This is a genomic window from Pantoea vagans (assembly GCF_004792415.1).
GTDB classification, from domain to species: domain Bacteria; phylum Pseudomonadota; class Gammaproteobacteria; order Enterobacterales; family Enterobacteriaceae; genus Pantoea; species Pantoea vagans.
In genome coordinates this window covers 872,964-895,948 of the sequence record NZ_CP038853.1, presented here as the reverse complement: position 1 = coordinate 895,948, position 22,985 = coordinate 872,964, and the positions used below count along the sequence as shown (strand labels likewise).

At 57.1% G+C, this 22,985-nt stretch carries 21 protein-coding genes; 4 read left to right on the top strand and 17 right to left on the bottom strand.

What is annotated here, in order from left to right; all coding sequences use genetic code 11:
- Nucleotides 1–7 precede the first annotated feature (7 nt).
- Entirely contained in the window at nucleotides 8–1,399 is a 1,392-nt protein-coding gene (locus tag EGO56_RS04325; protein ID WP_135907789.1) for a NarK family nitrate/nitrite MFS transporter, read from the bottom strand.
- A gap of 356 nt (nucleotides 1,400–1,755) precedes the next feature.
- On the opposite strand from EGO56_RS04325, the gene narL reads away from it, so the two are divergent.
- A complete protein-coding gene (gene narL / locus EGO56_RS04320; RefSeq protein WP_238349016.1) occupies nucleotides 1,756–2,358 on the top strand; it encodes a two-component system response regulator NarL in 603 nt (200 codons plus the stop codon).
- A gap of 305 nt (nucleotides 2,359–2,663) precedes the next feature.
- A complete protein-coding gene (mutS, locus tag EGO56_RS04315) occupies nucleotides 2,664–5,225 on the top strand; it encodes a DNA mismatch repair protein MutS (RefSeq protein ID WP_135907787.1) in 2,562 nt (853 codons plus the stop codon).
- Nucleotides 5,226–5,358: 133 nt separating this feature from the next.
- On the opposite strand, the gene rpoS is transcribed toward mutS, so the two are convergent.
- From rpoS to cysG, 13 genes are all read right to left on the bottom strand, one after another.
- Entirely contained in the window at nucleotides 5,359–6,351 is a 993-nt protein-coding gene (gene rpoS / locus EGO56_RS04310) for an RNA polymerase sigma factor RpoS (RefSeq protein ID WP_009086923.1), read from the bottom strand.
- A 57-nt stretch (nucleotides 6,352–6,408) separates the two neighbouring features.
- On the bottom strand, nucleotides 6,409–7,509 hold the full coding sequence (gene nlpD, locus EGO56_RS04305) for a murein hydrolase activator NlpD (RefSeq protein WP_135907786.1): 1,101 nt from the start codon (nucleotides 7,507–7,509) through the stop codon (nucleotides 6,409–6,411).
- A 162-nt stretch (nucleotides 7,510–7,671) separates the two neighbouring features.
- A complete protein-coding gene (locus EGO56_RS04300) occupies nucleotides 7,672–8,298 on the bottom strand; it encodes a protein-L-isoaspartate(D-aspartate) O-methyltransferase (RefSeq protein WP_013358862.1) in 627 nt (208 codons plus the stop codon).
- The gene (gene surE / locus EGO56_RS04295) at nucleotides 8,292–9,053 is read right to left on the bottom strand and encodes a 5'/3'-nucleotidase SurE (protein WP_135907785.1); all 762 of its coding nucleotides are present in this window, start codon (nucleotides 9,051–9,053) and stop codon (nucleotides 8,292–8,294) included. The genes EGO56_RS04300 and surE overlap by 7 nt, the downstream gene beginning before the upstream one ends.
- A 192-nt stretch (nucleotides 9,054–9,245) precedes the next feature.
- Nucleotides 9,246–10,286, bottom strand: a complete 1,041-nt coding sequence (gene truD, locus EGO56_RS04290; protein ID WP_135907784.1) for a tRNA pseudouridine(13) synthase TruD — start codon at nucleotides 10,284–10,286, stop codon at nucleotides 9,246–9,248.
- Entirely contained in the window at nucleotides 10,283–10,765 is a 483-nt protein-coding gene (gene ispF, locus EGO56_RS04285; RefSeq protein ID WP_008927107.1) for a 2-C-methyl-D-erythritol 2,4-cyclodiphosphate synthase, read from the bottom strand. Before ispF ends, truD begins: the two co-directional genes overlap by 4 nt.
- Entirely contained in the window at nucleotides 10,765–11,481 is a 717-nt protein-coding gene (ispD, locus tag EGO56_RS04280) for a 2-C-methyl-D-erythritol 4-phosphate cytidylyltransferase (RefSeq protein WP_098052518.1), read from the bottom strand. The genes ispF and ispD overlap by 1 nt, the downstream gene beginning before the upstream one ends.
- Nucleotides 11,482–11,484: 3 nt before the next feature.
- Nucleotides 11,485–11,802, bottom strand: coding sequence for a cell division protein FtsB (gene ftsB, locus EGO56_RS04275; protein WP_013358867.1), 318 nt, complete (start codon nucleotides 11,800–11,802; stop codon nucleotides 11,485–11,487).
- Between the two features lie 169 nt (nucleotides 11,803–11,971).
- Nucleotides 11,972–12,292: a DUF3561 family protein gene (locus EGO56_RS04270; RefSeq protein WP_013358868.1), complete on the bottom strand. Its 321-nt coding sequence runs from the start codon at nucleotides 12,290–12,292 to the stop codon at nucleotides 11,972–11,974.
- A gap of 52 nt (nucleotides 12,293–12,344) precedes the next feature.
- Entirely contained in the window at nucleotides 12,345–12,950 is a 606-nt protein-coding gene (gene cysC / locus EGO56_RS04265; protein ID WP_013358869.1) for an adenylyl-sulfate kinase, read from the bottom strand.
- Nucleotides 12,950–14,377: a sulfate adenylyltransferase subunit CysN gene (gene cysN / locus EGO56_RS04260; protein ID WP_135907783.1), complete on the bottom strand. Its 1,428-nt coding sequence runs from the start codon at nucleotides 14,375–14,377 to the stop codon at nucleotides 12,950–12,952. The genes cysC and cysN overlap by 1 nt, the downstream gene beginning before the upstream one ends.
- An 11-nt stretch (nucleotides 14,378–14,388) precedes the next feature.
- Entirely contained in the window at nucleotides 14,389–15,297 is a 909-nt protein-coding gene (gene cysD, locus EGO56_RS04255) for a sulfate adenylyltransferase subunit CysD (RefSeq protein WP_033733611.1), read from the bottom strand.
- Nucleotides 15,298–15,306: 9 nt separating this feature from the next.
- A complete protein-coding gene (gene cysG, locus EGO56_RS04250; RefSeq protein WP_135907782.1) occupies nucleotides 15,307–16,722 on the bottom strand; it encodes a siroheme synthase CysG in 1,416 nt (471 codons plus the stop codon).
- 365 nt (nucleotides 16,723–17,087) lie between these two features.
- Here cysG and EGO56_RS04245 point away from each other — a divergent pair, with 365 nt between their 5' ends.
- Together EGO56_RS04245 and EGO56_RS04240 are read left to right on the top strand one after the other, a co-directional pair.
- Complete coding sequence (locus EGO56_RS04245; RefSeq protein ID WP_033783967.1) at nucleotides 17,088–18,101, top strand: aminopeptidase; 1,014 nt, start codon at nucleotides 17,088–17,090, stop codon at nucleotides 18,099–18,101.
- Nucleotides 18,102–18,110: 9 nt separating this feature from the next.
- Nucleotides 18,111–18,395: a YciI family protein gene (locus tag EGO56_RS04240; protein WP_135907781.1), complete on the top strand. Its 285-nt coding sequence runs from the start codon at nucleotides 18,111–18,113 to the stop codon at nucleotides 18,393–18,395.
- A 59-nt stretch (nucleotides 18,396–18,454) separates the two neighbouring features.
- Here EGO56_RS04240 and EGO56_RS04235 read toward each other — a convergent pair whose 3' ends face one another.
- Genes EGO56_RS04235 through cysJ form a run of 3 tightly spaced genes read right to left on the bottom strand, consistent with a single transcriptional unit; the run spans nucleotide 18,455 to nucleotide 22,718 of the window.
- On the bottom strand, nucleotides 18,455–19,189 hold the full coding sequence (locus EGO56_RS04235) for a phosphoadenylyl-sulfate reductase (RefSeq protein ID WP_004571209.1): 735 nt from the start codon (nucleotides 19,187–19,189) through the stop codon (nucleotides 18,455–18,457).
- Nucleotides 19,186–20,907, bottom strand: coding sequence for an assimilatory sulfite reductase (NADPH) hemoprotein subunit (gene cysI / locus EGO56_RS04230; RefSeq protein ID WP_135907780.1), 1,722 nt, complete (start codon nucleotides 20,905–20,907; stop codon nucleotides 19,186–19,188). The genes EGO56_RS04235 and cysI overlap by 4 nt, the downstream gene beginning before the upstream one ends.
- Entirely contained in the window at nucleotides 20,907–22,718 is a 1,812-nt protein-coding gene (gene cysJ / locus EGO56_RS04225) for an NADPH-dependent assimilatory sulfite reductase flavoprotein subunit (RefSeq protein WP_135907779.1), read from the bottom strand. The genes cysI and cysJ overlap by 1 nt, the downstream gene beginning before the upstream one ends.
- Nucleotides 22,719–22,985: the final 267 nt, after the last annotated feature.

Genomic DNA, 22,985 nt, shown 5'->3' with positions numbered 1-22,985 from the left:
GTCGTTATCAGGCGCGGGCTTTTCGTCCGTAAACCAGCCAGGTCACGGCGATGCAGCAGAGATAAAAGACCAGGAAGATTTTCATCGCGCCAGCGGGTGAACCGGTCATGGCGAGCGACAGCCCAAAGGTCTGTGGAATAAAGAAGCCGCCCAGTGCGCCAATGGCGGAGATAAAGCCCAGCGCAGCCGAGGTTTCTGTCGCCGCTTCACGCTGCGCATGCGCATCGTCGTCACCTTCAGCTTTGATACGTTCCAGCGTCAGCTTACGGAAGATCACCGCAATCATCTGGTAGGTGGAGCCACTGCCCAGACCGGCGGTCAGGAACAGGCCCATAAACACCGCGAAGAAGGCGATGAACGAGCCATCATGTCCGTCTCCCGGCAGCGTGAGGAACAGCAGCGCGGCAAACAGCGCCATCAGGATGTAGTTGACCAGCGTGACGCGGGTCCCGCCGAGGCGGTCAGAAACGATACCGCCTGCTGAACGGGCCAGCGCACCAATTAGCGGGCCGAAAAAGGCGTAATGCATGATCACCACATCCGGAAACTGCGTTTTCGTCAGCATGGCGAAACCGGCAGAAAATCCGATAAAGGAACCGAAGGTCGCCAGATAGAGCAGCGCCATGATCCACAGGTGTGGACGTTTCAGCACCGGCAACTGCTCACGCAGCGAGGATTTCGCCGCCGCGAGATCGTTCATGCCGAACCAGGCCGCCAGCGTGCCGACCGCCAGGAACGGTACCCAGATCCAGGACGCATTTTCCAGCCAGAGGCTGTCGCCCGTGGCGGTGGTATGACCCACATCGGCAAAGCCAAAAATGGCACAGGAAATGGCCAGCGGCGCGACAAACTGCATCACGCTGACGCCAAGATTACCGAGACCACCGTTGATACCCAGCGCGCCGCCCTGATGGGCTTTAGGGAAGAAGAAGCTGATGTTGCCCATGCTTGACGCGAAGTTAGCGCCACCAAATCCGCACAGCAGGGAGATGACCATAAACGTCGCGAATGAGGTCTGGCTGTCCTGTACCGCAAAGCCGAGCCACAGGCAGGGAATAATCAGGATGCCGGTGCTGAAGGCGGTCCAGCGGCGGCCACCAAAGATGGGAATAACAAAAGAGTAAGGCACACGCAGCAGTGCGCCGGAGACCGACGGCAGCGCGGTCAGCAAAAAGAGCTGCTCCGTAGTGAAGTTAAAGCCGACTTTATTCAGGTTAACCGCTACGGTGCTGAACAGCATCCAGACGCAGAAGCCCAGCAGCAGGCAAAAAACAGAAATCCACAGATTACGGCTGGCGATACGCTTGCCGCGCGCCTGCCAGAACGCCTCGTTTTCCGGTTGCCAGTCCTGGATTAATGCGCCGCGCGTCGGGGTTTGCAGTGGGGCAGATTGGGTCATAAATCTCTCATCAGCAGAATAATAATTGTGCATATCCTGCGCATCCGGCCTGGCGGCTTGCTTGATACAAATCAACGGCAATGCAGGTTACAAAGGCGTGGCAATCTCTGATCATCCCGGTTAAGTAGTTAATTGAATGCAGATAACCCTTATAAATCATGCGGTTTAATTAATGCTGCGAACCCCTTCAGCAAAAGGGCATCTGAATGGAAATAAAGGAGTAGTCCTTTGGGGGTATATAGCGACCCCGCTTCACCGGTAAGATAGACACCTTCGCCCGCACAGGGCCGGCGTACAGAACAGGAAAGATTGTGACGGCAGAGAAATTTACGCTCTTATTAATCGATGACCACCCCATGCTGCGCAACGGGCTGAAGCAGCTGATTGCGCTGGATGAACGACTGCAGGTGGTGGCCGAAGCGGGTAACGGCATTGATGGTCTGGCGCTGGCACAACAGCACGATCCCGACCTGATCCTGCTGGATCTTAATATGCCGGGTCTGAACGGGCTGGATACCCTGACCCAGCTGCGCGAAATCGCCCTTTCTGGCCGCGTGGTGGTGTTCAGCGTTTCCGATAATGAAGAGGATGTGGTCAGCGCACTGAAGCGCGGCGCGGATGGTTATCTGCTGAAAGATATGGAACCGGAAGCCTTGCTGAAAGCACTGCATCAGGCCGCCGCCGGACAGATCGTGCTGAGCGAAGCGTTAACCCCGATTCTGGTTGCGCGGTTGCGCGATTCGCAGCCTGCACAGACGCGCGATATCAGCCAGCTGACCCGACGTGAACGCGACATCCTGCAACTGATCAGCGATGGAATGACCAATAAAGCCATTGCCCGCAAACTGGACATCAGTGAAAGCACGGTTAAGGTTCACGTCAAATATCTGCTGAAAAAAATGAACCTCAAGTCCCGGCTTGAAGCCGCCGTCTGGGCGCTGCAGAACGGGCTGCGCTGAGCTTTTTTCTTCTGCTGTGCGCTCTGGCGCCGCCCCGCACACCGTAAACTGACGCAGAAATCGCGAGCCGCCTCGCAGCACCGCGCCAGCGTCATGAAAAACGCCACTTTTCTGTCGCCAGCCGTCGCCACATTTGCCAGGATGCCTGTCAGGTTACACCCGGTCAGGATCAGGGCGATTATCAGGCTGGCATATGCCCTGCCCTATTCGTTATCATCTGGTTATCCTGCGTGCCTGGAATCCCTTTCGGTTTCATGGGCGTTGACCGCCAGAAATTTACCGCATTAAAGATGAGTTAAAACCTTATGCAAGAGCCAACCGAAAAGGACTTTCCTTCCCATACGCCCATGATGCAGCAGTACCTGCGCCTCAAAGCGGAGCATCCTGATATTCTGCTGTTTTACCGGATGGGTGACTTCTACGAGCTGTTTTATGACGACGCAAAACGCGCCTCGCAGCTGCTGGAGATTTCACTTACCAAACGCGGCGCGTCCGCGGGCGAACCGATCCCGATGGCGGGTGTGCCCTATCATGCGGTTGAAGGCTATCTGGCTAAGCTGGTGCAGCTGGGCGAATCGGTTGCCATCTGTGAGCAGATAGGCGATCCGGCGCTGAGCAAAGGCCCGGTGGAGCGCAAAGTGGTGCGCATCGTAACACCCGGCACCATCAGTGATGAGGCGCTGTTGCAGGAGCGGCATGACAATCTGCTGGCGGCGATTGTGCAAAGTCCGCGCGGTTTTGGCTACGCCACGCTGGATATCAGCTCAGGCCGTTTTCGCTTAAGCGAACCGGCGGATGCTGAAACCATGGCGGCAGAGCTGCAGCGCACCAACCCCGCCGAGCTGCTCTATCCCGAAGATTTTCAGGCGATGTCGCTGATCGATCAGCGTCGTGGCCTGCGACGTCGTCCGCTGTGGGAGTTTGAGATCGACACCGCGCGCCAGCAGCTGAACCTGCAGTTCGGCACCCGCGACCTCAATGGCTTCGGCGTGGAGAATGCGAATCTGGGGCTGAGCGCGGCGGGCTGCCTGCTGCAATATGTCAAAGATACCCAGCGCACCACGCTGCCCCATATCCGCTCGCTGAGCATGGAGCGGCAGCAGGACAGCATCATCATGGATGCCGCCACCCGCCGTAATCTGGAGATCACCCAGAACCTGGCAGGCGGCACCGACAACACCTTAGCGGCTGTGCTGGATAAAACCGTCACCCCAATGGGCAGCCGGATGCTTAAACGCTGGCTGCATATGCCGCTGCGCGATGTGCGCATCATTAACCAGCGTCAGGAGTCGATTGCTGAGCTGCAGAATCTCAGCGAAGTCCTGCAACCGGTGCTGCGTCAGGTTGGCGATCTGGAACGAATCCTGGCGCGCCTGGCACTGCGCACCGCGCGTCCGCGCGATCTGGCCCGCATGCGTCATGCGTTTCAGCAACTGCCTGAACTGAACCAGCTGCTGGCCGATGTCGAAGCGCCACAGCTACAAAAGCTGCGTACGCAGATGGGCGAGTTCACCGCACTACGCGAGCTGCTGGAGCAGGCGGTGATTGAGTCACCGCCGGTGCTGATTCGCGACGGCGGCGTGATCGCGCCCGGCTACAATGCAGAGCTGGATGAGTGGCGCGCGCTGGCCGATGGCGCAACCGACTACTTGGACCGGCTGGAGATCCGTGAACGTGAGAAGCTGGGACTGGATACGCTGAAGGTCGGCTTTAACGGTGTGCATGGCTATTACATCCAGGTCAGCCGGGGACAGAGCCATCAGGTGCCGATGCACTATGTCCGTCGTCAGACGCTGAAAAATGCTGAGCGCTACATCATCCCGGAACTGAAAGAGTACGAAGATAAAGTCCTCACCTCGAAGGGCAAAGCGCTGTCGCTGGAGAAGAGCCTGTATGAGGCGCTGTTCGATCAGCTGCTGCCGCACCTTGAAGCGCTGCAGCTGAGTGCCGCCGCGCTGGCCGAACTGGACGTATTGAGCAACCTGGCCGAACGCGCCTGGACCCTGAACTATTGCCGTCCGGTGCTGCAGGATAAAGCCGGCATTAAAATCAGCGGCGGTCGCCATCCGGTAGTTGAGCAGGTTCTGAAAGAGCCGTTTATTGCTAACCCGCTGTCACTGGCACCACAGCGCAGAATGCTGATTATTACCGGTCCCAATATGGGCGGTAAAAGTACCTATATGCGACAGGCGGCACTGATTGCGTTGATGGCATGGATTGGCAGTTTTGTTCCTGCTGATGAGACGCTGATTGGTCCGCTGGATCGCATCTTTACCCGCGTCGGTGCGGCTGACGATCTCGCCTCCGGGCGCTCGACCTTTATGGTTGAGATGACCGAGACCGCCAACATCCTGCACAACGCCACTGAAAACAGTCTGGTGCTGATGGATGAGATTGGACGCGGCACCTCGACCTACGACGGTTTATCGCTGGCCTGGGCCTGTGCTGAAAACCTGGCGAACCGCATCAAGGCAATGACGCTGTTTGCCACTCACTACTTTGAGCTGACAACATTGCCGGAAAAAATGGAGGGTGTAGTCAACGTCCATCTGGATGCGGTTGAGCATGGCGACACCATTGCCTTTATGCACAGCGTTCAGGAAGGTGCAGCGAGCAAGAGTTATGGTCTTGCCGTCGCCGCGCTGGCCGGCGTGCCTAAAGAGGTGATCAAACGGGCGCGCAATAAGCTGAAAGAGCTGGAGACCGTTTCAAACCACTCGGCATCATCAACGGTAGATGGTTCTCAGCTGCCGCTGCTGGTTGAAGAGACCTCGCCAGCGGTGGAGGCGCTTGAGGCGCTGGATCCGGATACGCTGACACCGCGTCAGGCACTTGAATGGATTTATCGGCTTAAATCGCTGGTGTGATAGCACGCCGCATCGTGTAAACGCACGGTGTGGCGCTGGCATTTCTCTGTAAATCACTTTTCTGCAGGCATAAAAAAAACGGTGGTTTTCACCACCGCTTTTTGCATTCGAACTCAGACCATCTTACAGACGATTATTCACGAAACAGTGCTTCAATGTTGAGACCCTGCGCCTGCAGGATTTCGCGCAGACGGCGCAAACCTTCAACCTGAATCTGACGTACACGCTCACGGGTTAAGCCGATTTCACGACCCACATCCTCAAGCGTTGCCGCTTCATAGCCTAACAGGCCGAAACGACGCGCCAGCACTTCACGCTGCTTGGCGTTCAGTTCGAACAGCCACTTGACGATGCTTTGTTTCATATCATCGTCCTGCGTGGTGTCTTCCGGGCCGTTATCTTTCTCATCGGCCAGAATATCCAGCAGCGCTTTTTCAGAATCACCGCCTAATGGCGTATCAACTGAGGTAATGCGTTCGTTGAGACGTAACATACGGCTTACGTCATCAACCGGTTTATCAAGCTGCTCGGCGATCTCTTCCGCACTTGGCTCATGGTCGAGCTTGTGGGAAAGTTCACGCGCGGTACGCAGATAAACATTCAGTTCTTTAACAATGTGAATCGGCAGACGAATGGTACGGGTTTGATTCATGATCGCCCGTTCAATAGTCTGACGAATCCACCAGGTGGCGTACGTTGAGAAACGGAACCCACGCTCCGGGTCAAATTTCTCTACGGCGCGAATCAGGCCGAGGTTACCTTCTTCAATCAGGTCCAGCAGTGCTAAACCACGATTGCTGTAACGACGGGCGATTTTCACCACCAGGCGTAAGTTACTTTCGATCATGCGACGACGGGAAGGGATATCACCCCGCAATGCACGGCGAGCGAAGAAAACTTCTTCCTCTGCCGTTAACAACGGAGAATAGCCAATCTCCCCAAGATAGAGCTGCGTCGCATCTAATACACGCTGCGTCGCACCCTGTGATAGCAACTCTTCTTCCGCTACGTCGCTATCACTGGCTTCATTTTCAACAAGGGCCTTCTCGTCAAAAATTTCAGCTCCGTTCTCATCGAATTCCGCGTTCTCATGTAACTCGTTTACTTTCAGCGTATTCTGGCTCATAAGCGGCTCCTACCCGTGATTCCAGGGCAGAACATAAAAAGGGTTTGTTCTGCCGGATTATCGCTGCGGTAAATAACGCAACGGGTTTACGGATTTCCCCTTGTAACGAATTTCAAAGTGTAATCTGACTGAACTGGTTCCGGTGCTACCCATGGTAGCGATCTTTTGCCCCGCCTTAACTTCCTGTTGTTCCCGAACCAGCATTGTATCGTTGTGGGCGTAGGCGCTCAGGTAATCATCGTTGTGTTTAATGATGATTAAATTACCGTAACCCCGGAGTGCGTTACCTGCGTAAACCACTCGTCCTGAAGCAGTGGCAACCACAGACTGTCCGCGCGTCCCGGCGATATCGATACCTTTATTGCCACCTTCGGCGGCAGAGAAGTTATCGATAATCTTCCCGTCAGTCGGCCAGCGCCAGCTTCCGACCGGCGTTGAACTGTTGGTAGTACTGCTAACCGTTGGGGGTGCGGTAACCACCGGAGCTGTTGTCGTTGCAACATTTGCTCCTTTCGAAGGCAACAATTTGCTGCCACCCGAATTACCTGAATCATCAGAATACGTAATAACAGGTTGCTGTGCAACAGCAGGCGATTTAATTTGTGGCGCCGCCGGAACGCCGCCCTGCGTTGCATCAGCAACGGTAATGGGATTGCCACCGGTAATCGGCTGACCCGACCCGTTACCAATCTGTAAAGTCTGACCCACATTCAGGCTGTATGGCGCGGCAACGTTGTTGCGCTGGGCTAAATCACGGAAATCATTGCCGGTAATCCAGGCAATGTAAAACAAGGTGTCTCCGCGCTTAACGGTATACGTTTCACCGGAGTAGCTACCCTTAGGAATATTCTGGTAACTGCGGTTGTACACGATCCGGCCGTTCTGCATCTCAACATTACTGTTGGTACTAACCATTCCGCCATTGCTGGGGACAGATGCTGAATTTCTGCTTAACATTTGTCCCTGAGACGGCGCAGCAGGCACACCACCCGAAACCGGGCCTGCGCCAGCCTGGCTGTTCATCATGCCGCCATCATCGCCAACGCGACTGATCGGTGCCTGTGAGTTGTCGCCAGAGCTGCAGCCTGCCAGCCAGAATCCTACCAGTGAAAGTGCCGCCAGACGGCGTAACTGAAAAAGTGTGCTTCCCGTGCTCATTAATCCCCCGTGATGGCAACGCTGATCTATCTGTTTCACTGTACCGGCCAGCAGAATGCTCTGCGCGGCGCGATAAAATCTGTGTTTTCGTTGAATAAACTGGATAGTAACAATATCAACCAGGTGGTGCCATGAAACAGTTGTGAAGAAATACGAAGAGCGTCAGGCGAGATCGCCCTGTACCAGCGGAACAAAACGCACCGGTTCAATGATCTCTTCCGTGACCTCTTCGCCCTGACGACGCAGGCGCTTCAGTACCTGCTGATCTTCGCCAACCGGCAGCACCATAATGCCGCCTTCTGCCAGTTGTGCTATCAGCGCAATCGGAATTTCCGGTGGCGCGGCGGTAACAATGATGGCATCGAACGGACCGCGAGAAGGCCAGCCCTGCCAGCCATCGCCATGGCGGGTTGAGACATTATGCAGATCCAGCTGTTTCAGACGACGTTTGGCCTGCCATTGCAGCCCTTTGATGCGTTCTACTGAATAAACATGGTCTACCAGATGGGCAAGAATCGCTGTCTGATACCCGGAACCCGTACCAATCTCCAGTACACGCGAATGCGGATTCAGCCCGAGCAACGCGGTCATCCGCGCGACCATATAAGGCTGTGAGATCGTCTGACCGGAGCCGATAGGCAAGGCCACATTGTCCCAGGCTTTATGCTCAAATGCCTCGTCGATAAACCGTTCGCGCGGCACCTCGCTGATGGCTTTCAGCAGGTTTTCATCATCAATACCCTGCTGACGCAGTTGTGACAGCAGTGTCTCAATACGCCGATTCACCATGCCAGGTTCACCTCAGCTTTAGCCAACCAGTCACTAAGCACGTTCTGCGCACTGTGCGCCGTTAAATCGACATGCAGTGCGGTTACAGAAACGTAACCCTGATCCACGGCGGCAAAGTCCGTATCCGGGCCCGCATCCAGTTTTTCGCCCGGCGGGCCAATCCAGTAGAGGGTATTGCCACGCGGATCCTGCTGCGCAATCACCTGATCCGCCGGATGGCGACTGCCACAGCGCGTCACGCGGATGCCTTTGAGTTCGGCCAGCGGCAAATCGGGGACATTGATGTTGAGAATGCGGCCGGTGCGCAGCGGTTCATGCGTCAGCGCCCTGAGGAGCGCGCAGGTCACCGCTGCCGCGGTGGCGTAGTGCTGATGACCGTTAAGTGAAACCGCTATCGCCGGTAAACCAAGATGCCGCCCTTCCATCGCCGCCGCCACCGTGCCGGAGTAGATGACATCGTCACCCAGATTGGGACCGGCATTGATGCCTGACACGACAATGTCAGGACGCGGCTGCATCAGCGCATTCACCCCCAGATAGACGCAATCGGTCGGGGTACCCATCTGAACGGCGATATCGCCGTTTTCATGGGTGAAAGTACGCAGAGGTGTTTCCAGCGTTAAGGAGTTAGAGGCACCGCTTCGGTTACGATCGGGAGCAACAACCTGCACGTCAGCAATCTGCCGCAGAGCGTTTGCCAGAGTCTGAATGCCTGGCGCATGAATGCCGTCATCGTTGCTGAGCAATATCCGCATTTCGTTCTGACCTTTTTTTATTCGACTGGTCGCCGTGACTGAACCTGTTTGAACGGCATGGCAACAGGTGATGAATGGACAGCGATTTTTGCATTCTAGCGAGGCACGCAAGGAAGTGGTAGGCGTAAATCACACGACGGTGGGGGTTTGCCGCAACATTACCCACAATGTCGGGTCATGTTGCAGCGAAGATTACTCATCAGGCTGATCGGGCGAATCCGTTTGAGTCAGCAGCTCCCGGACCACGCTGGTGGCAAAGCTACCCGCAGGCAGCCAGAACGACAGTTCCAGCGTAACGTCATCCCACCAGCTCCACTGCATATCGCGCGGCACCACCAGCATAGCGCGGCGGGCAGCATCGACCTTCTCACGTTCAATCAATCCCAGCAGCAGCGACTCATCCGCCAGCGCCTGCTGTTCAAAGGCCAGTGCGTCAGCCTGCGGGCCAGGCTCGCCGCATCCCGGCAGCGGCGCGGTAATGCGCAGCTCATGCTGTTCAACCCGGCGCTGTGACTCTGCGAGTTCATCTGGCTGGGCGACAAACCAGCTGCCACGGCCAGTCAGCTGCAAAGCATCGCCGTTGAGCGCCTGCGTCAGGCTGCCCTGCTGTTGCAGACGCGCGCTGGTCACCTGATTAAACAGCGCACTGCGTGCAGCAGAAAGCATCAGGCTGCGTTTGTTGCGGTCGCGAATAATAATCTCATTGCGCGCCCACTTCTCCGCCATCACCAGGTTATTGCCGCCGCGGCCAAAGCGCTGTTCACCAAAATAGTTGGGCGCGCCCGCATCACGAACCTGCACCAGACGCGTTTCAACCGCATCGCGGTCGCTGATCTGGCGGATAACCAGCCGGAACGCATTTCCCGCCAGTGCGCCGATGCGCAGCTTACGCTTGTGGCGCACCACCTGCAGAATGTCGACGCCTTCCAGCGAAAAACCGCGCAGATCGGGCATCGCATTGCCTGGCAGACGGAAACAGAGAGTCTGCTCCGTGACCGCATGGCGGTCTTTCATCCCGGCATAGCTCATGTCGCGCTGATGAATACCAAGATACTTAGCCAGCGCCTCCGCCACAAAGCGGGTATTGGCCCCGACTTTGCGGATGCGCACTAGTAAGTGCTCACCTTCACCATCCGCGCCATAGCCGAGGTCTTCCACCACCACGAAATCTTCCGGGTTAGCTTTGATCACGCCGGAAGCGACGGGCGTGCCGTGCAGGTAATTCAGCGTCATTGGCTGTCAGCTTTCAGGACTAACGCGACCGCTTCACAGGCGATGCCTTCGCCGCGTCCGGTAAAGCCGAGCTTCTCGGTGGTGGTCGCTTTGACGTTGACCGCATCCATGTGGCAGCCTAAGTCTTCTGCGATGTTGATACGCATCTGTGGCACATGCGGCAGCATTTTCGGTGCCTGAGCAATAATCGTAACGTCGACATTACCGATACGATAGCCTTTGGCTTCGATACGACGCCAGGCCTCACGCAGCAGGCCGCGGCTGTCCGCCCCTTTAAAGGCCGGATCGGTGTCGGGAAACAGCTTGCCGATATCGCCCATCGCTACTGCGCCCAGCAGGGCGTCAGTCAGCGCATGCAGCGCCACATCGCCATCGGAATGGGCGATAAAACCGTGTTCAAACGGGATCCGCACACCGCCAATCACTAACGGACCTTCTCCGCCAAAGGCGTGAACGTCAAAACCGTGACCGATACGCATCATGCGCTCTCCTTTAATTGAATCTGACTCAGATAAAAAGCCGCCAGCGCCAGATCTTCTGGCCGGGTGACTTTGATGTTATCACTGCGTCCGCTGACTAATAGCGGATGGTAGCCGCAATACTCCAGCGCCGACGCTTCATCGGTGATGGTCGCGCCTTCTGCCAGCGCCCGCGTCAGGCAGGCGGTGAGCAGCGCATGAGGGAAAAATTGCGGCGTTAAGGCGTGCCAGAGATCGTCACGTTCTACGGTATGAGCCACTGCCGCTTTGCCCGGCTCGCCCCGCTTCATCGTGTCGCGCACGGGCGCGGCCAGAATTCCGCCTACGTGGCTCTGTTCGCGCACGTTGAGCAGTTGCTGGAGATCGTCGGGATGCAGACAGGGACGCGCAGCGTCATGCACCAGCACCCAGGCGGAGCCCTGAGCGGCCTGAAGTCCGGCCAGCACCGATTCGGCACGGGTCTCTCCGCCTGTCACCCTGAGCACGCGCGGATCGCGTGCCAGCGGCAGGGAAGCAAAGTGCTCGTCATCGGGGCTGAGGGCAACAATCACCTGTCTGATGGCGGGATGGGAAAACAGACGTGCAATGCTGTGTTCCAGAAGGGTGTGCTGACCAATCGTCAGATACTGCTTCGGACAGGTTGCCTGCATGCGACTGCCGATCCCGGCAGCGGGCACCACGGCAATCACATCCGCAAGGGAGGCCAGAGTGTTCATGTTTTATCGTTGTTGGTTTTGCGCTGCTTGTTGCGCGTTGCGTTTGTTCTGGTCAGGCACCAGACGATAGAAAGTCTCACCGGGCTTAATCATGCCCAGTTCATTGCGTGCACGCTCCTCGATCGCTTCCGAGCCGCCATTGAGGTCGTCAATTTCGGCAAACAGCTGATCGTTTCGCGATTTCAGTTTGGCATTGTTTGCCTGTTGCACCGCGACATCATCATTGACGCGCGTATAGTCATGGATGCCATTTTTCCCCAGCCACAATGAATATTGCAGCCAGCCTAGCAGCACCAATAACAGTAACGTCAGTTTTCCCATCCCGCCCCCTAAAAACGGCCCAATCATCCCATAACTTTGCACAGGACTCCACACCAGTGGCGAAAATGGCATGCTTTGCTGCGCGTATGCGCAATGAGTACCGATTCTGGCGGGAAAAGATTTGTAACCTGCCGATGCGTTTGCACATCAGCACGGGCGCAGTGATGGCTTACCAGCCGGAGAGAAAGGAGAACATTAACCAGAAGAGCGTGACCACCATAATCACGGTGGCGAGCGCGGCCCAGAGCCACTGCCCGCTCAGCAGCGTATTCAGTGCAATACCCGTAACCACGGCGACCGGCAACAGCGCCAGAAAGAATGGCCAGGTATAGAGAAAGAAAAACAGCGTGTTAGAACCGAACAGCAGGAAAGGGATCGCCAGCGCACACCCGTAAGCAAGAAAACCGATAACGCCGCCCGGCAGCAGTGAGCGTGGCTCATCCGGGGCGGAGTCATCTTTACGGGCGAGCATTGGGGTAATGTTCTGCATAGGCATCCTGTTGGCGCGAGGGCGGCAGATCAGACGATCTGCCGCTGTCTCTTCAGGATCTGATGATATCGCGGTCGCGCAGCAGGTCTAACAATTGGGCGGCCAGTTTTGTAACCAATTGTTCGCCATCCAGCTGGATTTCCGGGCTGTCTGGCGCCTCATAGACGCTGTCGATGCCGGTGAAATTACGCAGCTCACCGGCGCGTGCTTTGCGATATAACCCTTTCGGATCGCGCGCTTCACACACGGCTAACGGCGTATCGACAAACACCTCGATAAACTGCCCTGGCTCCAGCAGGTCGCGCACCATCTGACGCTCGGCGCGATGCGGCGAAATAAAGGCGGTGAGCACCACGAGTCCGGCATCCACCATCAGTTTCGCCACTTCACCGACCCGACGGATGTTCTCCTTGCGGTCATCATCGCTGAAGCCGAGGTCACGACAGAGGCCGTGACGCACATTGTCACCATCCAGCAGATAGGTGCTGACACCGATGCGGTGCAGCGCCTGCTCCAGCGCACCTGCGACGGTGGATTTCCCCGAGCCCGAAAGCCCGGTGAACCACAGCACCACGCCCTGATGGCCGTGCTGCTGCTCGCGAGAAGCGCGTGTTACCGGATGGTCATGCCACACCACGTTATCATCGTGCTGCGCCATTATTGACCGCCCAGCAGGTCGCGCGCGTTCCAGTGTGGGAAGTGACGACGCACCAGCGCATTCAGTTCCAGCTCAAACGCGCTGAACTCGCCGCTGTTAACCGGCGCATCATGGTTTGGCTGATGGATCATGCCGGCACCCACGGTGACGTTGCTCAGGCGATCGATAAAGATCATGCCGCCGGTTACCGGGTTCTGCTGATAGCTGTCGAGCACCATCGGTTCGTCAAAGGTGATCTCAATGCGACCAATACCGTTCAGCGGTAGTGTATCGACCTTACGCGTCTCCAGCGAGTTGATCTCAACCTGATGCAGCACCTTCTCAACGCGACCACGGGTTTTCTTACCGGCGATTTTCAGATCATAGCTCTGACCGGCCTGCAGCGGCTGTTCCGCCATCCAGACCACATCAACGCTGGCAGACTGCACCGCCGACAGCGCTTCGCCGGCATCCACCAGCAGATCGCCACGGCTGATATCAATCTCATCCTGTAGTACCAGGGTGATCGCTTCACCTGCACCCGCTTCCTGCAGATCGCCATCAAAAGTCACAATGCGGGCAATCGTCGACTCTACGCCAGACGGCAGCACTTTTACGCGCTGGCCGACCTGCACGCTGCCTGACGCCAGGGTACCGGCATAGCCACGGAAATCCAGGTTGGGACGGTTGACATACTGCACCGGGAAACGCATCGGCTGATGATCGACAACGCGCTTCAGCTCCACGGTTTCCAGCACATCCAGCAGGGTCGGGCCGCTGTACCACGGCATAGTCTGGCTGGCAGAGGCGACGTTATCCCCTTCCAGCGCTGACATCGGCACAAAGCGGATATCAAGGTCTTCCGGCAGCTGGGCAGCAAAGTCGAGGTAATCCTGTTTGATCTGCTCGAAGCGTTCCTGCTCGTACTCCACCAGGTCCATCTTGTTGATCGCCACCACCAGGTGCTTGATGCCCAGCAGCGTCGAGATAAAGCTGTGACGGCGGGTCTGATCCAGTACGCCTTTACGCGCATCGATCAGCAGAATCGCCAGATCGCAGGTTGACGCGCCAGTCGCCATGTTGCGGGTGTACTGCTCATGTCCCGGCGTATCCGCAATAATGAATTTACGCTTTTCGGTAGAGAAGTAGCGGTAGGCCACATCAATGGTAATGCCCTGCTCACGCTCAGCCTGCAGACCATCCACCAGCAGCGCCAGATCGAGCTTCTCGCCCTGGGTGCCGTGACGCTTGCTGTCGTTGTGCAGTGATGAAAGCTGATCTTCATAGATCTGACGGGTGTCGTGCAGCAGACGACCAATCAGGGTACTTTTTCCGTCGTCAACGCTGCCGCAGGTCAGAAAACGCAGCAGGCTCTTATGCTGTTGAGCGGTCAGCCAGGCTTCAACGCCGCCCTGGTCGGCAATCTGTTGTGCTATTACGGTATTCATCTGGCGTCTCCTTAGAAGTAACCCTGGCGTTTTTTCAGTTCCATCGAACCGGACTGATCGCGATCGATCATGCGGCCCTGACGCTCGCTGGTGGTGGAGACCAGCATCTCTTCGATGATCTCCGGCAGCGTCTGCGCTTCAGACTCTACCGCACCAGTCAGCGGCCAGCAGCCGAGCGTACGGAAACGGACCATCCGCTGGGTGATCTCTTCACCCGGCTGCAGGTTGATGCGATCGTCATCGATCATCATCAGCATGCCATCACGCTCCAGCACCGGACGCGGCGCGGCAAGATAGAGCGGCACGATCTCGATGTTTTCCAGGAAGATGTACTGCCAGATATCCAGTTCAGTCCAGTTCGACAGCGGGAAGACGCGGATGCTTTCGCCCTTGTTGATCTGGCCGTTGTAGTTGTGCCACAGCTCAGGACGCTGGTTTTTTGGATCCCAGCGGTGGAAGCGGTCACGGAAGGAGTAGATACGCTCTTTGGCGCGTGACTTCTCTTCATCACGACGTGCGCCACCAAAGGCCGCATCGAAACCGTATTTGTTCAGCGCCTGCTTCAGCCCTTCGGTCTTCATGATGTCAGTGTGTTTGGCACTGCCGTGGACAAAGGGGTTAATCCCCATCGCCACGCCTTCCGGATTGCGGTGAACCAGCAACTCTGCGCCCATCGCTTTCACGGTGCGGTCGCGGAACTCGTACATTTCACGGAATTTCCAGCCGGTATCCACATGCAGCAGCGGGAACGGCAGCGTGCCCGGATAAAAGGCTTTACGCGCCAGATGCAGCATCACCGAGGAGTCTTTGCCGATAGAGTACATCATCACCGGATTGCTGAACTCCGCCGCCACTTCGCGAATGATGTGGATACTCTCCGCCTCCAGCTGACGCAGATGAGTGAGTCGTTTTTGGTCCATGATTTTCCCTCAAGCCAGATTGACAACGGCGGACTCGCGAGTCCCCTGCTGTGCTGAATGTTTAAACCAGGCGAGTTGCCCGTGCAGATTAACCACCTCTCCGATCACCAGCAGCGCCGGAGTAGGTGCCGAGGCGGCCAGCGCCTCAAGTTGTTCTAAGGTGCCGGTCAGCACCTGTTGATCCTGACGGGTGCCGCGACTGATCACCGCCACGGGCGTTGATGGCGCGCGACCGTGCTGAATCAGCGCCGCGCTGATAGCAGCCGCTTTAACCGTGCCCATGTAGATCGCCAGTGTCTGACGCGCACGCGCCAGCGAGGGCCAGTCGATATCATCGCCATCGGGACGGCAGTGACCGGTAATAAACATCACGCTCTGCGCGTAGTCGCGATGGGTCAGCGGAATCCCGGCATAGGCCGTCGCACCAGCGGCCGCGGTGACGCCCGGCACCACCTGGAACGGCACGCCCGCCTGCTGTGCCGCCTGCAGCTCTTCGCCGCCGCGGCCAAAGATAAAGGGATCGCCACCCTTGAGGCGGACAACGCGCTTACCTTTCAGCGCCAGTGAAACCAGCAACTGATTAATCTCTTCCTGCGGTAACGTATGCGCGCTGGCGCGTTTACCGACGCAGATGCGGTCGGCGTCGCGACGCACCAGGTCCAGCACCTCTTCGCTGACAAGATGGTCGTAGAGCACCACATCGGCTAACTGCATTACCTGCAGGCCACGCAGCGTCAGCAGGCCGCTGTCGCCCGGCCCGGCACCGACCAGAAAGATCTCGCCCTGACGGGTTGGCTCTTCCAGCAGTTCACGATCCAGCGTGCGCTTCGCCTCTTCGACGTTACCGGCGGACATCTGACTGGCGAACAGACCGTCGAAGGCCCGCTCCCAGAAACGCCGACGATCGGACATGCGGCTGAAGCGCTGTTTGACCTTATCGCGCCAGAGTCCGGCGACCTCCGCCATCTGACCAAGACTGGCAGGCAGCAGCGTTTCGATTTTTTCGCGCAGCATGCGTGCCAGCACCGGTGCGGTGCCGCTGGAGGAGATCGCCACCACCAGCGGTGAGCGGTCAACAATCGACGGGAAGATAAAGGTGCATTTTGGCTGGTCGTCGACCACGTTAACCAGCTTATGCCGCGCGTTAGCGGCTTCAAAAACCCAGGCGTTGAGCTGGTTGTCGTCGGTGGCAGCAATCACCAGGAAAACGCCATCCAGCTGGGACGGATCAAATTCGGTCGCCACCCACTCCAGCTCCTGCTTATCCAGCAGTGCCTGCAGTTCCGGGCAGAGTTCACGAGAGGCGATCTGAACGCGCGCGCGCGCGCGACGCAGCAGTTCAATTTTTCGCGCCGCAATATCTCCACCGCCGACAACCAGAACCGGGCGGCCAGAGAGATCGGCAAAAAGAGGCAAATAGTCCACGTTAACCCTGATGATTTAACTTTGTATTAACGCGACTATACGTCGCTGAGTTTATCCAGATGAAATTACGAATTGGAATGAGTAGTTACCGAATGGAATAACGACATCGCAAAGCACAGAACAATTTGATCTTAGCAGATGAAATTTAATGGCTTTTTCGTGAACAGGCTCACACATTCCAGTCCGCGTCTGCGCCCACAAAAGCAGATAAGTGCCAGCGATAAATGTGCGTGGGTGCTTTCCCTCTCAGCAGCGCCCGATTCCGCTAACCAGCTCGCAGAACAAAAGGGGTATAATGCGCGCGGCATGAGCAGGCCTGGCCCGCATGCCTGTTGGCTCCCGGATAATGTAAAAAAGGATGCACTATGTTTTGTTCCCTCCGCCTGAGGGTCGCGACAGTTTTGTTGAGCGCACTCATTTCCCCGCTGGCCCTGGCCGCGCCAGCGGGTCAGTTTGCCGAACAGCAGGTCCGGCACATCGCCACTTATTTTCCTGGCCGCATGAGTGGTAGTCCGGCAGAGCTGATGGCCGCTGACTATCTGCAACAGCAATTTACCGCGCTGGGGTATAAAACCGATACCCGCCAGTTCAATACCGGCTATAAGTGGCAGGAAGATGATGGCACACAGCGCTGGCATAAGCTCACGGCCACCTCGGTGATTGCCGCGCGCGCTGGCAGCGTGCCGCAGGAGATTCTGATCGTGGCGCATCTGGATACCTGGACGCCGCAGAACAGCAGCCAGGTCCATCATAATCTGGGCGGCTTACGTCTGCAGGGCGTCGACGATAATGCGTCGGGTCTTGGCGTGATGCTGGAGCTGGCGCAGCAGCTGAGTCGTAAACCGCTGCACTACGGCATCCGCTTTGTCGCGCTGAGCGCCGGAGAAACCGACCTGCACGGCATGGATGATTACGTTGAGCGGATGAGCGCGCGTGAGAAGAAGAACACGCTGCTGGTCATCGACCTCAATAGCCTGATCACCGGCGATCATCTCTATTTCAACAGCGGCATGAACACGCCCCGGGCGGTGCGCAAGCAGACCAGCGATCGCGCGCTGTTACTGGCTCGTCAGCAGGGCATTCCCGCTGCCAGTCATCAGCTGACTCGCAAAGACTTCAACGGTCTGAATGCCTTCGACAGGGCGGGCTTTCCACTGCTGGATGTCACTGCCAGCAACTGGACGCTGGGGAATAAAGATGGCGCATTACAGCGTCATCGCAGCCACCACTTTCCGGATGGCGTGACCCGTCATCAGACTGACCTGGATAATCTGAGCTATCTCGACCGCTGGCTGCCGGGCCAGATAGCCCTGCGAACCCGCGACAGCGTCCGCGTGCTGCTGCCGCTGATCAGCGAACTGACCAATCCTAAAGTGTGAGGATCTGACATGTACGTAGTTTTTCTGAATTATGTTCGTCCGGTAGAAGAGGTTGAAGCGCTGCTGGCAGGCCATATCGACTGGCTCGATCGCTATTTTGATGCGGGCTTTTTTATTGCAGCGGGACGTATAGATCCACGCACGGGCGGCATGTTGCTGGTCAGAGAGATGGAGCGTGAAAAGCTGGATGCGATCTTAGCGGAAGATCCGTTTGTCGCCGTGGCAGAGTATGAGGTGACGAAGGTGAATGTGACGCGCGAAGCGGAGGCGTTTGCCGGATTAAAAGGCGTTTAACTTCCTGACTGACTGCGCGAAGACATTCTCTCCCCCTCGCGGGGGAGAGAAGAACGGCATCAGCCTTCGTGCAAACCACACTCGCGCTTGAGACCGAAAAAGCGCGTCTCTTCTTCTGCCATACCCGGCTCCCATTTACGGGTGGTATGGGTATCACCTACTGAAAGATAGCCTTCATCCCACAGCGGATGGTACTTCAGCTTGTGCTGTTCCAGGTACTGATGAATCTGGCGGTTATCCCAGTCAATAATCGGCAGCAGCTTAAAGACGCCACGCTGCACGCCCAGCACCGGCAGATTTGCCCGGCTGCCGGACTGGTCACGGCGCAGGCCTGCAAACCAGGTCTGGGCACCCAGGGTTTCGATAGCCCGGTTCATCGGCTCGACTTTATTGATCTCGTTATATTTCTCAATCCCCTCGACGCCCTGCTCCCACAGCTTGCCGTAGCGCGCTTCCTGCCAGGCCGGTGAGGTTTCGGCACGGAACACTTTGAGGTTGAGATTGAGCTGGTCCGCCAGCTCATCAATAAAACGATAGGTCTCCGGGAACAGATAGCCGGTGTCGGTCAGGATCACCGGAATATCGGGCTGCTGACGCGTCACCAGATGCAGCGACACCGCCGCCTGAATACCGAAACTGGAGGAGAGCACGTAGGCGCCCGGTAAATTCTCCAGCGCCCAGCTGACCCGCTCTTCTGCTGATGACTTTTCCAGCTGCGCATTAGTCGCGGCCAGCGCCATCGCACGCTGGACTTTGGACATCTCATTCAGTGCTGCGAGGTCGGGCTGACTCATTTTGCTTCCTCCCAGAAGTCGCGTGCCGGGTCCAGCACCGGCGCAACAATGCCTGCGCGGATGGTGAAGTCACCAAAGCCTTCAGCGGCCTGGCGCTCGGTGGCCCAGCGTCCCACCAGCTCATCAATGGTGGCGAGAATTTCGCTTTCGTTAATGTTTTCACGGTACATACGGGGAATACGCGTTCCGCTGCGGTTTCCGCCCAGATGCAGGTTGTAGCGGCCTGGCGCTTTACCCACCAGACCCAGCTCCGCCAGCATGGCACGGCCGCAACCGTTCGGACAACCGGTAACGCGTAACACTATGTGCTCATCACCAACGCCATGCGAGTGCATGATGCCCTCGACTTTGGTCACAAACGCGGGCAGGAAGCGTTCGGCTTCTGCCATCGCCAGCGGACAGGTCGGGAACGCAACGCAGGCCATGGAGTTTTCGCGCTGTGGCGTCACATGATCCATCAGACCATGTTCGCGGGCGATCGCTTCAATCTGCGCTTTTTCGCTTTCCGGCACACCCGCCACAATCAGGTTCTGGTTGGCAGTCAGGCGGAAGTCACCCTGATGGATTTTCGCAATTTCCGCGATGCCGCTTTTCAGCGGTCGGCCCGGATAGTCGAGCAGGCGACCATTTTCGATAAACAGCGTGAGGTGCCATTTGTTGTCGATGCCTTTGATCCAGCCAATGCGATCGCCACGGGTGGTGAATTCATAAGGACGGATCGGCTCAAACGTCAGGCCAGCGCGTTTTTCAACTTCCGCTTTAAAGGTCTCAACGCCAACACGTTCAAGGGTGTATTTGGTTTTGGCGTTTTTACGATCGGTACGGTTACCCCAGTCACGCTGCGTCGTCACGACCGCCTCGGCAACATCAAGGATCTTCTCAACCGGGAAGTAACCAAATTCGCTGGCGGTACGCGCGTAAGTCGCTTTGTTACCGTGCTCAATCGACAGGCCGCCACCCACCAGCAGGTTGAAGCCCACCAGCTTGCCGTTCTCGGCGACAGCGACAAAGTTCAGATCGTTGGCGTGCAGATCCACATCGTTGTGCGGCGGGATCACTACCGTCGTTTTGAATTTACGCGGCAGATAGGTTTCACCGAGGATCGGCTCTTCATCTGTTGTCGCGACTTTTTCTTTATCCCACCAGATCTCGGCATAGGCACGGGTGCGCGGCAGCAGATGCTCGGAGAGCTTCTTCGCCCACTCATACGCTTCCTGATGCAGTTCCGACTCAACCGGGTTCGACGTACAGAGCACGTTACGGTTGACGTCGTTGGCGGTCGCCAGCGCATCCAGCCCCACTTCATGCAGCATCTGATGCGTCGGTTTCACGTTCTTCTTCAGAATGCCGTGAAACTGGAAGGTCTGACGGTTGGTCAGACGGATGCTGCCATAAATGGTTTTATCGGTGGCAAATTTGTCGATGGCCAGCCACTGCGTCGGCGTGATGATCCCGCCCGGCAGTCGGCAGCGCAGCATCATGGCGTGGCGGGGTTCCAGCTTCTGCTCGGCACGTTCGGCACGAATGTCGCGATCGTCCTGCTGGTACATGCCGTGAAAACGGATCAGCAGGAAGTTATCGCCGGTAAAGCCGCCGGTCAGACCCTCTTCCAGATCTTCTTTGATGGTGCCGCGCAGATAGTTGCTCTGCTTCTTCAGACGCTCAGCGTCTGCTAATTTGCCTTCTACAACCAGCGGTCCAGGGTGTTTATCGCTCATTAGTAAACGTCTCGCTGATAACGGCGCTCAATGCGCAGCTCACTTAAAAATTCGTCGGCCGTTTCACGATCCATTCCGCCGTGTTCGACCACCACATCCAGCAGGGCCTGCTCGACGTCTTTTGCCATACGATTCGCGTCGCCACAGACATACAGATGCGCGCCCTCTTCAATCCAGCGCCAGACTTCGGCCCCTTTCGCGCGAATCTTATCCTGAACGTAAATTTTCTCTGCCTGATCGCGTGACCAGGCGAGGTCGATATTCGTCAGCAGCCCATCCTTCACATATTTCTGCCACTCCACCTGATAGAGGAAATCGTCGGTGAAGTGCGGATTACCAAAGAATAGCCAGTTTTTGCCGCTGGCACCGTCGTTGTCGCGCTGCTGCATAAAGGCGCGGAACGGCGCGATGCCGGTGCCCGGGCCAATCATGATCACCGGCGCGTCCGGATTAGCCGGCAGGCGGAAATTATCGTTGTGCTCAATGAAGACGCGGACTTCGCCCTCTTCTTCGATGCGATCGGCCAGCCAGGTCGATGCACCGCCGCCGCGCTGGCGACCTTCAATATCGAAGCGCACGGCACCCACGGTGATGTGCACTTCGGTGTCGGTTTCGGCCTGCGAAGAGGCGATAGAGTAGAGTCGCGGCGTCAGCGGTCGCAGCAGGCCGGTCAGCTGTTCTGCCGTGAGTTCAGCCGGAGCCAGACGCACCATATCCACAATCGGATAGTTATGCGCATAGTGCTGCAGCCGGGCTTTATCATCCACCAGCGACAGCAGCTCCGCATTACGGGACAGCTGGGCGTACTGCGCGACGATCTGCGCCGTGTTCACCGTCAGCTCGAAATGCTTTTGCAGCGCCTCCGCCAGCGGCAGGGTTTTGCCCTGAATCTCTACCGGCTCATCGCCTTTCAGCCACACCAGCTCCAGCAGTTCACTGACCAGCGCTGCGTCGTTTTCATACCAGACGCCCAGCGCATCGCCAGGCTGGTAGCGCAGACCGGAGTCGCCCAGATCGATTTCGATATGGCGCACATCTTTGTCTGAGTCACGTCCGGTAATTTTCTGATTCACCGCCAGACTGGCGCTGAGGGGAGACTCTTTGCTGTAGGGGCTGGTGGTGACTTCATTAACGCTGCCTGCCGCTGTCGCCGCAGCCTGCGCCGGGGATTCGGTCGGCACGCGCTGTTTCAGAATGTCGGTCAGCGCACTGCGCCAGGCCGAAGCCTGCTCTGCATACTCGACATCCGCATCAACGCGATCCAGCAGGCGTTCGCCGCCCAGCTCCGCCAGACGGCTGTCAAAATCTTTGCCCGCCTGACTGAAGAATTCATAAGAGGTGTCGCCCAGGCCAAACACCGCAAAGGCAGCACCCTCCATTTTCGGTGCCTTCTTCGACATCAGGAATTTATGCAGCGCTACCGCCTCTTCCGGCGGCTCGCCTTCGCCCTGAGTAGAGGTTACGACCACCAGCATTTTTTCCTGGCCAATCTGCTTGAACTTGTAATCACCGGCATTCACCAGGTTTACGTTCAGCTTCGCGGCCAGCAGGTCATCACGCAGCTGCTCAGCCAGACGACGGGCATTGCCGGTCTGGGAAGCAGAAAGCAGGGTAATAACCGGCGTTTCAGCGGCGGGCGCGGACGGTGCGCTGCTGGCGACGGCGCTACACGGCGTCTGCTCTACCCGGCCCCAGAAATAGCCTGACAGCCACGCCAGTTGAGTCGGGGAATAATCTGTCGTCGCCGCCTGTAAGCGGGCGAGTTGTTCCGGGGAGAGCGGAAGCAGTGAACCAGGTGCCTGAGTCGTCATCGCGTTAAAAATTCCAGTATCAGAAGTCCGGACCGTAAAGTGGCGGAAGAGTGCGTAGGTTACCGGGCTGTATATTAACGATTAAATACGCCTTCGACATATCAAATAACCAAAATGACTAAGTGGTTTTTCTGGTAGAGCTAATCGTTAAAACTGGTAAGTAAACGGGAGATTTATCAGTTAATTAGCTGGACACGATCCGGCAATCGGATGTGAAAGTATCGCTTTGTGCGGCGCGGGTGCGAAAAAAGCGGTAATCAGGTAGAA

Bases quoted from the DNA above. Each gene is read 5' to 3' on its own strand.
- EGO56_RS04325 (WP_135907789.1), bottom strand. From the start codon at position 1,399: ATGACCCAATCTGCCCCACTGCAAACCCCGACGCGCGGCGCATTAATC.
- narL (WP_238349016.1), top strand. From the start codon at position 1,756: ATGCTGCGCAACGGGCTGAAGCAGCTGATTGCGCTGGATGAACGACTG.
- mutS (WP_135907787.1), top strand. From the start codon at position 2,664: ATGCAAGAGCCAACCGAAAAGGACTTTCCTTCCCATACGCCCATGATG.
- rpoS (WP_009086923.1), bottom strand. From the start codon at position 6,351: ATGAGCCAGAATACGCTGAAAGTAAACGAGTTACATGAGAACGCGGAA.
- nlpD (WP_135907786.1), bottom strand. From the start codon at position 7,509: ATGAGCACGGGAAGCACACTTTTTCAGTTACGCCGTCTGGCGGCACTT.
- EGO56_RS04300 (WP_013358862.1), bottom strand. From the start codon at position 8,298: ATGGTGAATCGGCGTATTGAGACACTGCTGTCACAACTGCGTCAGCAG.
- surE (WP_135907785.1), bottom strand. From the start codon at position 9,053: ATGCGGATATTGCTCAGCAACGATGACGGCATTCATGCGCCAGGCATT.
- truD (WP_135907784.1), bottom strand. From the start codon at position 10,286: ATGACGCTGAATTACCTGCACGGCACGCCCGTCGCTTCCGGCGTGATC.
- ispF (WP_008927107.1), bottom strand. From the start codon at position 10,765: ATGCGTATCGGTCACGGTTTTGACGTTCACGCCTTTGGCGGAGAAGGT.
- ispD (WP_098052518.1), bottom strand. From the start codon at position 11,481: ATGAACACTCTGGCCTCCCTTGCGGATGTGATTGCCGTGGTGCCCGCT.
- ftsB (WP_013358867.1), bottom strand. From the start codon at position 11,802: ATGGGAAAACTGACGTTACTGTTATTGGTGCTGCTAGGCTGGCTGCAA.
- EGO56_RS04270 (WP_013358868.1), bottom strand. From the start codon at position 12,292: ATGCAGAACATTACCCCAATGCTCGCCCGTAAAGATGACTCCGCCCCG.
- cysC (WP_013358869.1), bottom strand. From the start codon at position 12,950: ATGGCGCAGCACGATGATAACGTGGTGTGGCATGACCATCCGGTAACA.
- cysN (WP_135907783.1), bottom strand. From the start codon at position 14,377: ATGAATACCGTAATAGCACAACAGATTGCCGACCAGGGCGGCGTTGAA.
- cysD (WP_033733611.1), bottom strand. From the start codon at position 15,297: ATGGACCAAAAACGACTCACTCATCTGCGTCAGCTGGAGGCGGAGAGT.
- EGO56_RS04245 (WP_033783967.1), top strand. From the start codon at position 17,088: ATGTTTTGTTCCCTCCGCCTGAGGGTCGCGACAGTTTTGTTGAGCGCA.
- EGO56_RS04240 (WP_135907781.1), top strand. From the start codon at position 18,111: ATGTACGTAGTTTTTCTGAATTATGTTCGTCCGGTAGAAGAGGTTGAA.
- EGO56_RS04235 (WP_004571209.1), bottom strand. From the start codon at position 19,189: ATGAGTCAGCCCGACCTCGCAGCACTGAATGAGATGTCCAAAGTCCAG.
- cysI (WP_135907780.1), bottom strand. From the start codon at position 20,907: ATGAGCGATAAACACCCTGGACCGCTGGTTGTAGAAGGCAAATTAGCA.
- cysJ (WP_135907779.1), bottom strand. From the start codon at position 22,718: ATGACGACTCAGGCACCTGGTTCACTGCTTCCGCTCTCCCCGGAACAA.